The following is a 15,085-nucleotide window of genomic DNA, read 5'->3' as shown; positions in this document are numbered from 1 at the left end:
TTTTTCCCCTTCCGTCTTATATTAAAGCAGGTCGTAGTGAAATCTGTACACCTTTCGGTACATGAATCGAAATTGTTATTCCACCGTCCGAGGTAACCCAACCAAGTCCAGGTATAACGATATCTGTTTTTTCTCCAGGGATTTTCACCGTTTGTTGCACTAAAGGTGGCAGCTGTTCAAGAGTCTCAGGACTTGGCGGCTGCAATAAATCACCCACATGCTTTTCATAAAACTCGTCTGCCTGGTCCAGTTTCGTGCGATGTATCATCAATTGATTTGAGAAATAACACACAAATGATTGTTTAAGTCCTTTTTCAAAATCAAACCGGGCAAAACCACCAAAAAAGAGTGTCTGCTTGTCCTGAAGTTGATAGACCCTAGGCTTAATTTCTTTTTTCGGTGTAATCAATTTCAAGTCTTTATCCGTGACATAATGAACAAGTTGTTTGCGATTTACGACACCAGGTGTATCGTACATGTAGGATTTCTCGTCCAAAGGAATTTGAATAAAGCCTAATGTAGTACCTGGAAAGTACGAGGTTGTAATTGCATCTTTAACCCCACTGGATCGATTGATCAATTGGTTAATAAAAGTTGATTTACCAACATTGGTGCAACCTACGACATAGACATCTTTTCTATTTCTTCTCGTTTCAATTTCCTTTTCTGCCATGTCGAACCCTTGTCCATTCGCTGCTGAAACTAGAAATACTTCCTGCACTTTTAAGCCATAATCGCTCGCTGTTTTTTTCATCCATTGAATTAATTTGCTTTTATTTGTCGATTTTGGTAAAAGGTCTACTTTGTTGCCGATAAGAATAATCGGATTATTACCTGTCAGCCGCTGTAGTCCTGAAATAAAACTTCCATCAAAATCGAATATATCAACAATTTTAACGACCAGACTTTCTGTACCACTTATCTGGTTAATCATTCTTAAGTAATCATCATCAGTATATTCCACATCTTGTACTTCATTATAATGCTTCAAACGGAAGCAACGTTGACAAATGATATGTTCATTTTCCAATGCGCTTTTTGGTACAAATCCTGATTTGTTTTTATCTTCCGTTTGTATTTCGACTCCACAACCGTCACAAAAAATCTTGTCCATTATTTTTCCTCCCATGTGATCATGCCTTTTCTACGCATCCAGTTTAAAATTCGCCTTTCAATCATCCGATTTAATCTTGTTATCTTACCATCCGTTTCGACAATCGGTACAACTAATATCGTATGAAAACCTGCAAAATTTCCACCTAAAACATCAGTAAGAAGCTGATCACCAATTACGACAATCTCCTCTTTATTTAATCCCATCTGTTTAGCAGTCCGCTTAAAGGCGCGTATCAGCGGTTTTCTTGCGCTATACACAAAAGGCGCTTCTAACGGCTCTGAAAAAACACTGACCCGCTCTTCATCATTGTTTGAAATAATCGTTACTTTTATATCGTTTGCTTTCATCTCTTTAAACCATTCGACTACTTCAGGTGTAGCGTCTTTAACATTCCATGCTACTAATGTATTATCTAAATCAGTGATCACACCTTTAATCCCCATCTCACGAAGTTTCGCCGGGGTTATATCTAAAACACGTTGCACATGTTCATTTGGCAAAAAATTTTTCAGCAATACATCCACCTCTACAATTCCGTCTATATACATATCTTTCCCTATCATAAACAATTTTCTAATTTTGTTCAAAGATATCTCCTACAAAATCGAAATTATATCATATATTGTGACAAAATGTCCTAAAATAATAGGTGAATTGTATTGTATTCGTAAAATCGTCCGACAAATTTTTACAAAAGTTTATCTTGTGGATAACTTTATTCACATTATCCACACTTGTCCTATCAAGTTTCAAAAGACTTATACGCTTCTTATACACAACTTATAAACAGGCTGTTGTAGATAAGTTAACAGTTGTTCGTTTTCTTATTTCATGCTACATTAACTATAACATGTAGCAGACATCCTATCTATTGGAGGGACTAGCCTTGGAAAACTTATCGGATGAATTGCTAATTGAATCCTACAAAAAAGCTACAGAACTTAGACTTAGTTATGAATTTATACAGTTAATGGAAGAAGAGATGAGACGACGTTCCTTAATGGACTATCTATTCTTCCCGAATTAAATAGCAATGGATTCACACTTAGCCGGTATATCCGACTAAGTGTTTTTTATTTCATTTACACTTTAACAGAAAAAAATTTTTTATGCTTAGTAATATAAATAGGATAATTCTCGTCAAAATTATTTTATAAACAAGGAAGAAAAGAACTCCTCTCTTGTATTCTTTGATATTTTTAGATTAGAATATAATAGGATACCGTTAAAATTAACATACATACTTATAAATTTACATAAGGGGGATCATCATTAGATGTTATTTGCTGTATTTTTGCCAGTCTTACTGGCGATTTTCATCCCATTCTTTAGCAAATGGAAGGAAAAAATACATACTGGCTATTTTGTCTTGTTAGCTCCATTAGCAGTATTTATTTATTTCATTCCACACGTTGGGAATGATTTTTCACCCGTTAGTCAATCTTACGACTGGATACCATCTCTGAATATCGGATTAGATTTTTATTTAGATGGGCTAAGTTTATTATTCGTCTTATTGATTAGTGGGATTGGGACATTAGTAACATTTTATTCCATCTTTTATTTACACACTTCAGAAAGATTGGATCAATTTTACGTATATCTCCTACTTTTTATGACAGCCATGTTTGGAGTTGTCCTTTCTGATAACGTATTTGTTCTCTATTCATTCTGGGAACTCACTTCTATTTCATCATTCCTATTAATCGGTTATTGGAATTATAAAGAAGGATCTCGTTACGGTGCCTTGAAGTCTATGCTTATTACCGTTTTCGGTGGTCTAAGTATGCTTGGTGGATTTATCCTGTTATCCATTATAACCGAAACGACAAGTATTCAAGCAATGATTAGTCAGGCTGATGTGATACTTTCAAGTGAATACTTTGGATTAATTTTGACTCTTGTTTTATTAGGAGCTTTTACGAAGTCAGCGCAATTTCCTTTTCACATCTGGTTACCTGATGCAATGGAAGCACCTACTCCTGTAAGTGCATATTTACACTCTGCTACAATGGTTAAGGCGGGGATCTTCCTTGTTGCCAGATTTACACCTATCTTTTCAGGAAGTGATTGGTTTTTCGTATTTGTCAGCGGAATCGGAATTCTAACACTAGTATGGGGTTCTTACATGGCAGTGCGACAAACTGATTTAAAAGGAATTCTGGCATTTTCAACGATCAGTCAATTAGGGATGATTATGTCGATGCTTGGATTTGGTACAAGTGCAGCGATATATGCTGCTGTATTCCATATTTTAAACCACGCAACATTTAAAGGTAGCTTGTTTATGATTGCAGGTATTGTCGATCATGAAACAGGTACTCGTGATATTCGCCGATTAGGTGGTTTGGTTACATTAATGCCAATTTCGGCAACCTTAGCATTCTTTGGGACATTTTCCATGGCAGGTCTACCGTTACCATTCTTAAACGGTTTTTACAGTAAAGAAATGTTCTTTGATGCAACACTAGAATTAAATGAATCATCTATTGCTTTTGCCAATGTGTTAGCACAGGCAATTCCGTATTTAGCTGTATTCGGAAGTATTTTTACATTTGTTTATTCGATGTATCTTGTGTTTGGTACATTCATGGGTAAACAGAAATTGGATCAGCTTAAGATTAAACCACATGAAGCACCTATTGGCATGCTCATTTCACCTATTATTTTGGTATTAGGGGTCGTCCTTATTGGTCTTTTCCCTAACCTAGTGAATAGTTCATTTCTGGCTCATACTGCAGAAGCGATTTATGGTCAATCTATGGAAGCAAAGCATGTTCAATTCTGGCATGGCTGGGAGCTACCTCTTTACATGTCTTTAATTGTGGTCAGTGTCGGAGCAATACTTGCTTTTACGAGAAAATATTGGAATGGCATTTACAGCTTCATCCCAGGAAAATTAAGCTTTAACAAAGTCTATGACTTTTTAGTAGATCAGTCTGAAAAGGCATCTGCTAAAATTACCAATGTGTATATGACTGGCTCACTACGTCTATATATGGCCTTGATTCTAGTCGCAATTTTAGTGTGTAGCTTCGGCGTGTTATGGATTACTGATGGGTTTGCCTTCGAAAATCCTAAGGTTGATGAAATAACGATACAAGAAGTTTTAATTGCATTAACGATGGCAGCTGCGGCTATTTGCACGGTCTTTACGAGAAACAAAATTGCAGCGATTCTGATTCTGGGTGTTGTTGGGTATGGTTTGGCATTATTATTTGTTGTATATCGTGCCCCAGACCTTGCTTTAACACAATTAGTTGTAGAAACGATTACTGTTGCGTTGTTCTTGTTATGTTTCTATCACTTACCAAATTTACGTGAGCGAACAGAAAAAGCATCACAAAAATTAGTCAACATTATTATCTCTGTAGCTTTTGGTACATTAATGACAGTAGTAGCAATTTCTGCACATAGTACAAAACTTTTTGCTAAGATTTCCGATTATTTCGTGGAAACATCTTATAAACTTGGGGGCGGACATAACATCGTCAATGTTATCTTAGTCGATATGCGTGGTATTGATACTTTATTTGAAATTGTCGTACTAGCTATTGCTGCGTTGGCTATTTATGGATTGATTAAATTGCGCAACAAGAAGGAGGCAGAATAGATGGAAATAATCATGTCAATTCTTGCAGGCGTATTGTTTACAACTGGTATTTACAACTTGTTACAGAAACAAATGCTACGAATAATTATTGGAACCGCACTGATATCACATGGTGCACACTTGTTTATATTAACAATGGGGGAATTAAAAACCGGCGCTCCCCCTATACTTGAGGAAAATATTAAAAATTATACAGATCCATTACCACAAGCACTGATTCTGACTTCCATCGTTATCAGTTTCGGTGTAACAAGTCTTCTATTAGTGCTAGCATACAGAGCATCTAAAGAGAATGGGACAGACAATATGGAGAAATTAAGGGGTAACGAAAATGATTAGTAACTTAGCAGTATTACCAATTGTCATACCGTTGATCGCTGGTGTACTTGCCATACTTTTTCATAAAAAATTGAAAATAGTTCGTGTATACTCGCAAGTACTTACATTGATCAATACGGGAGTAGTCACATACATTTTATTTTATGTACATCAAAATGGGTCAGTAGTGCTACAGGCAGGGGATTGGATGGCACCCTTTGGGATTGTCTTAGTCGCAGACATGTTATCTATGACCCTTGTATTAACCACTAATATTGTTGCACTTGCCTGTATCTTTTATGCTCCAAAATCGCTTAGTATAAAGCAGGAAGAATTCTATTTCTACACATTCTACTTTTTACTGATTACGGGTGTATCCGGTGCATTTATTACAGGTGACTTATTCAACTTATTCGTGTTCTTTGAAGTGTTATTAATGGCTTCTTACGGATTGATTGTATTAGGTGGGGAAAAAGTTCAATTACGGGAATCGATGAAATACGTGCTGATCAATTTATTTTCTTCGATGCTCTTTGTTACAACGATTGCTTTCTTATATTCGGTTGTTGGAACTGTTAATATGGCCCAAATTGCTGAGCGTGTTGGAGAAGCAGAACAGACCGGTATTCTGACTACGATTGGAATATTATTCTTCTTTGTATTTGGTACAAAGGCCGCTCTCTTCCCGCTTTATTATTGGTTACCAAAACCATATATTGCACCGAATCCGGTAATTTCTGCCCTGTTCGGTGCCCTATTAACAAAAGTCGGGATTTATTCCCTCTTACGTGTGTTCTCATTAATTTTTGTATATGAGCGCGATGTAACACATGAGCTCTTTATTTGGATTGCGGCACTCACTTTGATTTTCGGTTCAATTGGGGCATTATCTACTAATAATATTAAACTCGTTGTTGCTTATAACATCATCCCTGCAGTCGGGTTTATGCTTCTTGGCATCGGTGTATATAACAGTACAGGATTTAGTGGGACGGTATATTATTTAGTTCATGATATGATCATCAAAGCAGCGTTATTTTTATTAGTTGGTGCCATTACATACCTAGTTGGCACCAGTGATTTAAGAAAAATGCGCGGGTTGATCCATCATTACCCACTGCTTGGCTGGATGTTCTTTATTTCCGCATTTGTACTAGCGGGAATCCCTCCATTTAGCGGGTTTATCGGGAAACTTGTTTTATTACAAGGTGCAATCGAAGCTGACAGAATTGTCATTGCGATTATTGGTCTTGGATCAAGTCTATTGATTTTACTCTCTGTATTGCGAATCTTTATTCGCGGCTTTTGGGGAGAGAAAGACGAATCAATTATTCCTGATAGAAAAGCGGCGAGAGGATTTATCCTGCCCGTAGCATTTCTGCTCTTTTTCTCGGTATTACTAGGTGTTGGCGCAGAATGGTTCTACCCAAGTATTGAATCAATCGGGGACTACTTGATGAATCCAGAAAACTATATTGAATCCATATTAAAGGAGTAAATCTTATGTCTCTTCAAATTATCTTAAATTTAGTTATTGCGATCATGTGGATGTTTTTGGGTGAGTCATATACCTTTGACAAATTCCTGACCGGATATATTATTGGGGCATTATTGTTGTTTATGTTAAGAAGATTTATACCAGATGCGTTTTACCTGCAACGCGTCTGGAAAATGATCAAGCTAGTGCTTCTCTTTATAAAAGAACTATTAATATCCAATATAGACATTGTAAGGTGGGTATATAAGCCTCATAAAGATTATAAACCCGGCATTTTTGCTTTACCAACTGAATTAAAAAGCAACTGGGAAATTACGATGTTAACATCTTTGATCTCATTGACTCCTGGGACATTATCGGTGGCTGTTTCTAATAATAATGATGTAATCTATATTCATGCGATGGATATTGATAATAATGAAATAGCGATCGAGGCAATTAAAACAACATTCGAAAAAGCGATCATGGAGGTGACAAGATGAATGATATCATCGAACTGGTAACAATCGTTTGTATGATTGTCATCACCATATCGATTTCCTTACTTTTATATCGGGTTGTCAAAGGACCGACTAACCCTGATAGAGCTGTAGCATTGGACGCTATAGGGATTAACTTAATGGGTATGGCTGGTCTAGTTGCAATTATGCTTGTCACTACTCGATTAAATGATGTTATATTATTAATCGGCATCTTATTATTCATTGGTACGATTGCATTAGCCAAATATTTAGAAAGGGGTGTTATCATTGACAGGGACGACGATTGATTTCATTATGGACATTATTGTCATCCTATTTCTTGTGATTGGAACATTTTTCGTGATATCGGCCTCCATTGGTGTCATTCGCTTCCCAGATGTGTACACCCGCCTACATGCTTCTACTAAAGCAGCAACATTAGGGATTGCCGGTATTATGATTGGTTCATTTATATTTTTATATACCGAGCACGGGATTGTCAGTGGTAAATTAATCTTAGGGATTATATTTATGTTACTAACCGCTCCTGTTTCTGCTCATATGATTGGGCGTGCAGCACACTCAACTGGTGTAATTCCCTGGTCACACGATGGCAAAACAAAAGACGAATATGCTGATTCTTTTAAAGATGAATAATATAAGCCTTGTGATCCTTAGATCACAAGGCTTTTTATTTAGAGGGTCAGAAAGTAAATCATAAAAGAGTTACTTCATAGTTTATGTTTTTTGTGCACTGGAGCTGGGTGCTGCTTATTCTTTGCATTTATTATCAACTTTGAAATTGTCTTTAGAACATATTCGTGATAAATCACAAAAAAAAAGTACACTGAATTCAGTTGAATTTATAGCTTGACCATATGACACAATGGACAAACGTTCGGCATATGATGAAGTATGGGCGAATACCTACTGTCTAGGAGGTGTCATATTGTCAATATTGTTCGGGATTTTAGCGATTATTAAAGAAGCTTTATTTTTCGTTGCCTATGTCAAAAATAACACCTTTCCGCAACCACTCCCCGCAAATGAAGAAGCAGAAATGATTCAGAAAATGCAAGAAGGCGATGAAAATGCACGCAACAAACTAATTGAACACAACTTAAGACTAGTAGCACACATTGTAAAGAAATTTGAAAATACCGGGGAAGATGCTGAAGACTTAATTTCGATTGGCACCATCGGCCTTATAAAGGGCATAGAGAGCTTCTCCAGTGGTAAAGGGACTAAATTAGCCACATATGCCGCAAGATGTATAGAAAACGAAATTCTCATGCATTTAAGAGCAATGAAAAAGACAAAAAAAGATGTATCATTACAAGACCCAATTGGTCAGGACAAAGAAGGAAATGAGATAAGTCTAATTGATATTTTAGAAGCAGAGAACGAAGATATCACTGAAGCAATTCAATTGCATATGGAATTAAAAAAGATTCAAAAATACTTACGTGTATTAGATAAACGGGAAAAAGAAGTGATCATTGACCGTTTTGGTTTGGGGAAGACCGATGAATTAACACAACGAGAAATTGCCAAAAAGCTAAGTATCTCGCGCAGTTATGTTTCACGTATTGAAAAAAGAGCTTTAATGAAGGTTTTCCATGAGTATTACCGTAATGAACTAAAATAGCTGTCGAACCTCGACAGCTATTTAGCTTATTTATTCGTATTTCTTACAACATCCATAATTAAATTTGCAGCATTAGCTGCTGCTTTTTGCAAAAAGGCATCAAATGATACGGAGGAATCTTTTCCAGCAATATCTGATAATGCACGTATAATGACAAATGGTCTGGAGTACTGATAGCATACCTGTGCAATAGCTGCTGCTTCCATTTCGGCAGCAATCATCTCAGGAAATTTTTCTCGAATAAATTGAACTTTTGCTTCCTCTTGCATAAAAGAGTCTCCTGTACTGATCAGACCTTTCATAGCTTCAATACCATCTAATTGTTTTGCTGCTAGCATGGCCTTTTCGATTAGAATCGGATCAGCTTGAAATGTTGGAGGTAACCCTGGGACTTGACCATAATCATAGTCAAATGCTGTTACATCTACATCATTGTGTACTACTTCTGTTGATATTACAATATCCCCTACTTCTAAATCATTGTGAAAACCACCAGCTGAACCAGTGTTAATCACAAAACCAGGTTGATATCTTTCCAATAGAATAGTTGTGGCGATAGCAGCATTAACTTTTCCAATACCGGATTTTAATAATACTACCTCTTTGCCTTCTAATTTACCTACAAAGAGATCACTATTAGCGATTCTTTCTGTTTCTGTTATGTCCATTTTCTCTTTAAGTAGCTCTACTTCTTCGTCCATTGCTCCGATAATACCGATCATGATTATTCCTCCTGTTCTGAACTTGCTGCCTCTTCATCATTTTCTTCATTGTCACTCGAGTTGTCATTGTATTTATTTTCGATTAATTCCTCCACTAAGAGTGGCTGCCATCCTTGTTCTTCCACCCATTTCATTGTCACTCGGTAAGTTTCATTCTGATTAGATTTAGGTGAAACAGTTGCTTCCGCTCTCTGATCTCCAGCTCGGCCAAACCACCAGGTAACCTGCTCCTCTACCGGAACCTCTGTAGCTACTTCTACTGCTTTCATCATTTCCTGCCAGTCAATCGATTCTTCTTCAAATGTTGTGGTGTGAGTCCCCTCTTGTTGAGTACCAATTGGCTCCCAATTACCTTCATATGCATTAATTACATTTTCATCCTCTGACTCTACCTCGTTAAGCTGCATATCTTCATCGTTTTGCTCGTTCTCATCTTCCTCAGTTTCTTCGTCCACTTGTGGTTCTTCCTGATCCGACTCATCTTCTGATGTCGTTTCACTAGAATCTTCGGACTGTTTCTCCGGATTTTCATTTAATCCATTTCCATCTGTGTTCTCATCCTCGTTCTCTTCTGTATCATTATTTTTTTCTTGGCCATCAGTCGCTACCGGTGTGTTTTGATCATTTCCACCAAAAACAATAAGTGCAATGATGAGAACGACTAAGATTCCACCTACGATACTTAACCATGTAATAGCTTTAGTGTTTGTTCTTTTCTTCTCAAATCTGTCTTTTCTCGTAATTCTTCCAAATTCATCCGCCATTATTCCACCCTCCTAATCGTCATTATACTAAAAAATAATTTCTTTCACCACGACAAGCCCTATTTTTAGGAAATTCGATCGATTTTTTTCTTTTTTTGTCATACTTGCAGGAGTTTGTCCATAGATATGGAATATAATAATTGAAAGAAAATGTAAGGAGCGTGTGCTATGTTGAGAACAACTACGTTTGATCGCAGTTTATGGCAAATAACCACTTTTGAATCGATTAGCTATGATAAAGAAAATCAGGTCTTATTTATTCATTTTCTCGATGACACAACGCTACAATTTTGTTCTGTTACTGAAGAGCTTGTCTTTAAATTTATACTCGCAAAGAATAAAGAATATTTCATTGAAAAAGAACTTAAACCATTATTAATTTCTTCTAAATTATAAATAAGATTTCCATTAGTATGGGTTTTGCGAGCAATTAGCAGCTTGATAAAGCCATGATGCGGTAAACTAACTAAAATTCGTAAGTATTCCTGATTAATGAAAAAATGGATGTCTCTTTAAAAAGACATCCATTTTTATTACTATACTTACTGCACACTAATTATTTTTACGTTCATATCACCAGCTGGAGTTGGTACAACTACTGCTTCTCCAATAGAACGACCTAATAAGCTTTTCGCAATAGGAGAATCATTGGAAATTTTCCCTTCAAAAGGATCTGCTTCTGCACTACCTACAATGGTATAGCTTTCTTCTTCACCGTCAGGTAACTCTTGAAATGTAACGGTTCTTCCTAATGATACAACATCAGGACTTACGTCTTCGTCTTTAATAATGACCGCATTTCGTATCATATTTTCTACTTGTACAATTCGTGCTTCAACAAATGCTTGTTCATCCTTTGCCGCATCATACTCTGAGTTCTCGGATAAATCACCGAAATCTCTGGCAATCTTAATACGTTCGACAACTTCTTGTCTTCTACCTGTCTTTAAATATTCCAATTCTTCTTCTAATTTTTTCAAACCATCTTCTGTCATGTAAAACGATTTTCCTTCTGGCATAATCCTACACTCCTTCAATCTACTGCTATGAACCAGCTAAGCAAATATCATTTACATTGTATGATACCTGATTCAAAATAACACTTTTTCATAGCATTTATCATTATGTAAATGCTTTTATTTACTAATCACTACTATCTCAAATTTTTTCATTTTTTTCAATAGTTTTATTTGCAGTATTTTAGCAGGTGCACGGAGGGATTAAATAACCGTACATACTGCATCAATCAAGTTCTAATATTTTCTCAATTTTTGTAGCTAATAAATCAATGGCAACAACGTTTTGCCCACCTTCAGGAATAATGACATCTGCATATCTTTTAGTGGGCTCAATAAATTGCAAATGAGCAGGTCGTACTGTTTGGATGTATTGGTTGATGACAGAATCAATGGAACGACCCCGTTCATTAATATCCCGTAACAAGCGACGAATAATACGTAAATCGGCATCTGTATCAACAAAAACTTTAATATCCATTAACTCGATTAGTCTTGGATCATCCAAGATTAAAATACCTTCAATAATAATAACATCTTTTGGTTCAATTGGAATAACATCAGTGGATCTGGTATGCATTGTATAATCGTATACCGGTTTTTCCACTGGTTGTTGTTTGGCTAACTCTTTAATATGTTCCATTAGCAGATCATTATCAAAAGCTAATGGATGGTCATAGTTTGTTTGCAGTCTCTCTTCCATCGGAATATCTGACTGATCTCTGTAATAAAAATCTTGCTCAATAACAAGGACAGATTGATCTGCAAAACGATTTTGAATAGCTTTTGTTACGGATGTTTTACCTGACCCCGATCCACCTGCAACTCCGATTATTACTGGTTTTTTCTTACTCATGTTGTGCACCTCTACTTTTACTTTTTCACACTGACTGCCACACCATCACCAACAGGTAAGATAGTGGTATGATAGGACGAATGTTGCAATAACCATTGATTATACTGATCAATTTTATTCGCAAGTTTTCGTAACCTTTTGGGCGCGTCTTCCGGATTTACGACCAATCCTCTAAAAAGGACATTGTCTGTCACAATCATGCCTTTTTCAGTTAGTGTTTGCCCATATCTTTCGAAAAAGTGACGATATTGCCCTTTTGCCGCATCAATAAAAATCATTTGATATGGTCCTTTTTCTGTAATCTTTTCATCTACCTCTAAAGCATCCCCAAAAATGACATCAATATGTTCCTCTTGGTTCTGATCCTGAATATTTTTCATCGCCCGATCATACATCTCCTGGTTTCTTTCAATCGAGACTACTTGAACATTAGGTTTTGCTTCTAACATTCTTAAAGCAGAATACCCGATTGCAGTACCAATTTCAAGTATTTTGGTTGGCTGATAGAGACGAATTAATTGTTGTAATAAAGCAATACCTTGTTTATCCATTATAGGAACATGATTTTGTTCCGCTTCTTCCTCTAATTGTTGAATCCAATCAGCTTGTTTTGGAGTTATCGTATCCAGATATTTGATAATATCTGTCTGGTTCATTTTTGTCATTCCCTTCTAAAACAGGGCAAAAGCAGGGTCAGCTACTCCCTGCTTTCACTACTCGTTATGAATATATTGATCTTCTAGGTTTTGATGTTCTTCATATGTAGTTGAATAATGTACATTCCCATCTGAATCAGCTAAGAAATATAAGTAGTTATTTTCATCTGGTTCAAGTATTGAAGCTAAAGAACTTTCCCCAAAGTTTGCAATCGGACCAACTGGTAATCCTTGTACTTGATACGTATTATATGGTGAATCTATTTCATAATGATCATACGTTAAACTTGATATATGTTCACCATGAGCATAAATGACAGTTGGGTCTGTTTGTAACTTCATTCCCTCGTCCAAACGATTATAAAACACTCTTGCAATTTCTCTTCTGTCTTCTTCCGATGGCGCCTCTTCCTCTACTAATGAAGCAAGAGTAATCACTTCATGGACCGAGAAATCCAATGCTTCTATTTGGTCATAATATGCGGCAGCGACATCGTTAGTTTTATTTAACATTTGTGTAATTATTTCATCTAGAGTCGGCTCATCCGTATAAAATTCGTATGTTGCCGGGAATAAATACCCTTCTAACGGATAAATAATATCTTCCGCTAAGATCTCCTCTGATAAGATGTTTGGATATTGGTCAATCAATTCTTCTACATACGATTGATCTGACATTTTTTCTAAAAATTCTTCACTGTCGATGCCTGCATGTTCTTGATAGATCGATGCAATTTCTTCGATACTTTTACCTTCGGGTACCGTAACACGTAATTGAGCTTGCTGTCGAAGCGCACCTGTTTCCAACTCTGCAGTTATATCTGCTAATGTCATGGACGGTGATAAAGTGTATTCCCCTGCTTGAAAATCGGAAGCATTATTGAATTTAACGTAAAAACGATATACCAAACTATTTGCAATAATGCCTTCATCTTCCAGTATACTAGCAATGTCTGAGCTAGAAGATCCTAATGGTATTGTGAGTTCTACTGTTTCTTCACTGTCCGGGTCAACTGGTGATAAACCTTTTTGTACATATTGATAGGCATTAAAACCGCCTAATATGATAATTGCTGTTAGAACAATAAGTACAATTACGATAATTTTCCGTGCAAAACTAGCTTCTTTTGCACGTTCTTGAGAAATTTCTTTATATGTAAGTTTCTTTTTTGAAGTTTTGTTTTTCTCTTCTTTTTCATTACTCATTAAGGTTTCCCCCTTTCACCCGATATATTATACTACAAATCTTGAAAAAGGGAAACATAAGGGAAAGATGTGTTACCAATTTCGCAAAAAAATCAGATCAACTATTATGATTATGTTTTGCTGCGTAATGGAAAACTGACTGAGGTTCCCCCAGTCAGTTTTGTTCTTTTTTATTCTGTTAGGTCGTTGTCTGCTACCGTGTTTAGTACTTCTTCGACCATGTCCCATTCATCATCTGATTCGATGTGGTATAAAGCTAGATCGTCGTCGTTTTCTTTTTCTTCATAACGGAAAGCGAACACTTCGACTTCTTCGTCTTCTTTCTGTTCCGCTGGTACCACTGCTACATAAGATTCTTGTGTTTGATCGACATCAAATGTGAACAGGACTTCAAATAAATGTTCTTCTCCATTTTCATCGGGAATAATAATGCGTTCTTTTTCTTCTAGTGCCATTTGTAATCCTCCTTCATTGTTGACTATCCAAATAACCTTGCAAAATCATGACGGCAGCCATCTTGTCGATCACTTTCTTTCGCTTAGACCGACTCATATCCGCTTCTAATAACACTTTCTCAGCAGCCATCGTAGTGAGTCGTTCATCCCAAAGAATAACCTCTTTCGAAAAAGTATCTTCTATAAACTTCGCAAAATCTTGAGAAGCTTCACCTCTAAAGCCGATTGAGCCATTCATATTTTTAGGTAAGCCAACAACGACTTTTTCTATAGTATGTTCATCAATCAATTGTTTAAACGTATCTTCCAATGATTTATAATCTGGTTCCTGCCAATGAATAGTTGTTAAGCCTTGCGCAGTCCATCCTAATGCATCACTGACCGCAACACCTATTGTCTTTGATCCTACATCCAATCCTAATACTTTTGTCATTTCTTATGATTGGCGCTAATGTAATACTTTACTAACTCTTCAATAATTTCATCACGCTCAATTCTCCTGATTAAATTTCGTGCATCCTTATGTCGTGGAATATAAGCCGGGTCACCTGATAATAAGTATCCAACAATTTGATTGATCGGATGATAACCTTTTTCTTCGAGCGCATTATGCACCAACAACAATACTTCTTCCACATTTTGCTCAATGGGCTCTTCAGAAAAATCAAATTTCATTGTCTTGTCCATTCCATCCATGGAAGCACCCCCAAATAATATTACAACGATTTGTATCTATCTATTATACCTTCTATTAA

General features: G+C 36.3%; 20 protein-coding genes. 9 read left to right on the top strand and 11 right to left on the bottom strand.

Annotation, left to right across the window (positions count from 1 at the left end):
- Nucleotides 1-16 precede the first annotated feature (16 nt).
- Both yqeH and BM121_RS08495 read right to left on the bottom strand, forming a co-directional pair.
- Nucleotides 17-1,114 carry a ribosome biogenesis GTPase YqeH gene (gene yqeH, locus BM121_RS08500; protein WP_091483215.1) on the bottom strand — a complete coding sequence of 366 codons (1,098 nt, stop codon included), beginning with the start codon at nt 1,112-1,114 and terminating at the stop codon, nt 17-19.
- A complete protein-coding gene (locus tag BM121_RS08495; protein WP_091483568.1) occupies nt 1,114-1,632 on the bottom strand; it encodes a YqeG family HAD IIIA-type phosphatase in 519 nt (172 codons plus the stop codon). The genes yqeH and BM121_RS08495 overlap by 1 nt, the downstream gene beginning before the upstream one ends.
- A gap of 371 nt (nt 1,633-2,003) precedes the next feature.
- On the opposite strand from BM121_RS08495, the gene sda reads away from it, so the two are divergent.
- The 8 genes from sda (at nt 2,004) to sigK (ending at nt 8,655) form a co-directional block, all read left to right on the top strand.
- Nucleotides 2,004-2,144 (top strand): sporulation histidine kinase inhibitor Sda, encoded by a 141-nt coding sequence (gene sda, locus BM121_RS08490; RefSeq protein WP_091483214.1) that lies wholly within the window; start codon nt 2,004-2,006, stop codon nt 2,142-2,144.
- 249 nt (nt 2,145-2,393) lie between these two features.
- Nucleotides 2,394-4,730, top strand: a complete 2,337-nt coding sequence (locus tag BM121_RS08485; RefSeq protein WP_091483213.1) for a Na+/H+ antiporter subunit A — start codon at nt 2,394-2,396, stop codon at nt 4,728-4,730.
- Nucleotides 4,731-5,069, top strand: coding sequence for a Na(+)/H(+) antiporter subunit C (locus tag BM121_RS08480; protein ID WP_091483212.1), 339 nt, complete (start codon nt 4,731-4,733; stop codon nt 5,067-5,069).
- Nucleotides 5,065-6,546: a Na+/H+ antiporter subunit D gene (locus BM121_RS08475; protein WP_175495394.1), complete on the top strand. Its 1,482-nt coding sequence runs from the start codon at nt 5,065-5,067 to the stop codon at nt 6,544-6,546. Before BM121_RS08480 ends, BM121_RS08475 begins: the two co-directional genes overlap by 5 nt.
- A 5-nt stretch (nt 6,547-6,551) precedes the next feature.
- Entirely contained in the window at nt 6,552-7,028 is a 477-nt protein-coding gene (locus BM121_RS08470; RefSeq protein ID WP_091483210.1) for a Na+/H+ antiporter subunit E, read from the top strand.
- On the top strand, nt 7,025-7,315 hold the full coding sequence (locus BM121_RS08465) for a Na(+)/H(+) antiporter subunit F1 (protein WP_091483209.1): 291 nt from the start codon (nt 7,025-7,027) through the stop codon (nt 7,313-7,315). The genes BM121_RS08470 and BM121_RS08465 overlap by 4 nt, the downstream gene beginning before the upstream one ends.
- Nucleotides 7,296-7,664, top strand: a complete 369-nt coding sequence (mnhG, locus tag BM121_RS08460; protein ID WP_091483208.1) for a monovalent cation/H(+) antiporter subunit G — start codon at nt 7,296-7,298, stop codon at nt 7,662-7,664. The genes BM121_RS08465 and mnhG overlap by 20 nt, the downstream gene beginning before the upstream one ends.
- A gap of 292 nt (nt 7,665-7,956) precedes the next feature.
- Complete coding sequence (gene sigK, locus BM121_RS08455; protein WP_091483207.1) at nt 7,957-8,655, top strand: RNA polymerase sporulation sigma factor SigK; 699 nt, start codon at nt 7,957-7,959, stop codon at nt 8,653-8,655.
- A gap of 26 nt (nt 8,656-8,681) precedes the next feature.
- Here the strand turns inward: sigK and mtnN are convergent, their stop codons facing one another.
- Nucleotides 8,682-9,380: a 5'-methylthioadenosine/S-adenosylhomocysteine nucleosidase gene (gene mtnN / locus BM121_RS08450; RefSeq protein ID WP_245780778.1), complete on the bottom strand. Its 699-nt coding sequence runs from the start codon at nt 9,378-9,380 to the stop codon at nt 8,682-8,684.
- Nucleotides 9,380-10,141 carry a YrrS family protein gene (locus tag BM121_RS08445; RefSeq protein ID WP_091483205.1) on the bottom strand — a complete coding sequence of 254 codons (762 nt, stop codon included), beginning with the start codon at nt 10,139-10,141 and terminating at the stop codon, nt 9,380-9,382. Before BM121_RS08445 ends, mtnN begins: the two co-directional genes overlap by 1 nt.
- A gap of 168 nt (nt 10,142-10,309) precedes the next feature.
- Here BM121_RS08445 and BM121_RS08440 point away from each other — a divergent pair, with 168 nt between their 5' ends.
- Nucleotides 10,310-10,537: a KTSC domain-containing protein gene (locus tag BM121_RS08440; protein ID WP_091483204.1), complete on the top strand. Its 228-nt coding sequence runs from the start codon at nt 10,310-10,312 to the stop codon at nt 10,535-10,537.
- A gap of 146 nt (nt 10,538-10,683) precedes the next feature.
- Here BM121_RS08440 and greA read toward each other — a convergent pair whose 3' ends face one another.
- The 7 genes from greA to BM121_RS08405 all read right to left on the bottom strand — a co-directional run bounded on the left by greA (nt 10,684) and on the right by BM121_RS08405 (nt 15,026).
- Nucleotides 10,684-11,160 carry a transcription elongation factor GreA gene (gene greA, locus BM121_RS08435; protein ID WP_091483203.1) on the bottom strand — a complete coding sequence of 159 codons (477 nt, stop codon included), beginning with the start codon at nt 11,158-11,160 and terminating at the stop codon, nt 10,684-10,686.
- Between the two features lie 223 nt (nt 11,161-11,383).
- Nucleotides 11,384-12,013, bottom strand: coding sequence for a uridine kinase (udk, locus tag BM121_RS08430; RefSeq protein WP_091483202.1), 630 nt, complete (start codon nt 12,011-12,013; stop codon nt 11,384-11,386).
- A 17-nt stretch (nt 12,014-12,030) separates the two neighbouring features.
- On the bottom strand, nt 12,031-12,669 hold the full coding sequence (locus BM121_RS08425; RefSeq protein WP_091483201.1) for an O-methyltransferase: 639 nt from the start codon (nt 12,667-12,669) through the stop codon (nt 12,031-12,033).
- Between the two features lie 57 nt (nt 12,670-12,726).
- The gene (gene mltG, locus BM121_RS08420) at nt 12,727-13,875 is read right to left on the bottom strand and encodes an endolytic transglycosylase MltG (protein ID WP_091483200.1); all 1,149 of its coding nucleotides are present in this window, start codon (nt 13,873-13,875) and stop codon (nt 12,727-12,729) included.
- Nucleotides 13,876-14,045: 170 nt separating this feature from the next.
- Nucleotides 14,046-14,330 (bottom strand): DUF1292 domain-containing protein, encoded by a 285-nt coding sequence (locus tag BM121_RS08415; protein ID WP_091483199.1) that lies wholly within the window; start codon nt 14,328-14,330, stop codon nt 14,046-14,048.
- A 13-nt stretch (nt 14,331-14,343) separates the two neighbouring features.
- Entirely contained in the window at nt 14,344-14,763 is a 420-nt protein-coding gene (gene ruvX / locus BM121_RS08410) for a Holliday junction resolvase RuvX (protein ID WP_091483198.1), read from the bottom strand.
- The gene (locus BM121_RS08405; RefSeq protein WP_091483197.1) at nt 14,760-15,026 is read right to left on the bottom strand and encodes an IreB family regulatory phosphoprotein; all 267 of its coding nucleotides are present in this window, start codon (nt 15,024-15,026) and stop codon (nt 14,760-14,762) included. The genes ruvX and BM121_RS08405 overlap by 4 nt, the downstream gene beginning before the upstream one ends.
- Nucleotides 15,027-15,085 lie beyond the last annotated feature (59 nt).

Source organism: Gracilibacillus orientalis, from assembly GCF_900114645.1.
GTDB classification, from domain to species: Bacteria; Bacillota; Bacilli; order Bacillales; family Amphibacillaceae; genus Gracilibacillus; species Gracilibacillus orientalis.
The sequence above is the reverse complement of the archived record's forward strand: the minus strand, read 5'-3'. Positions and strand labels throughout refer to the sequence as shown.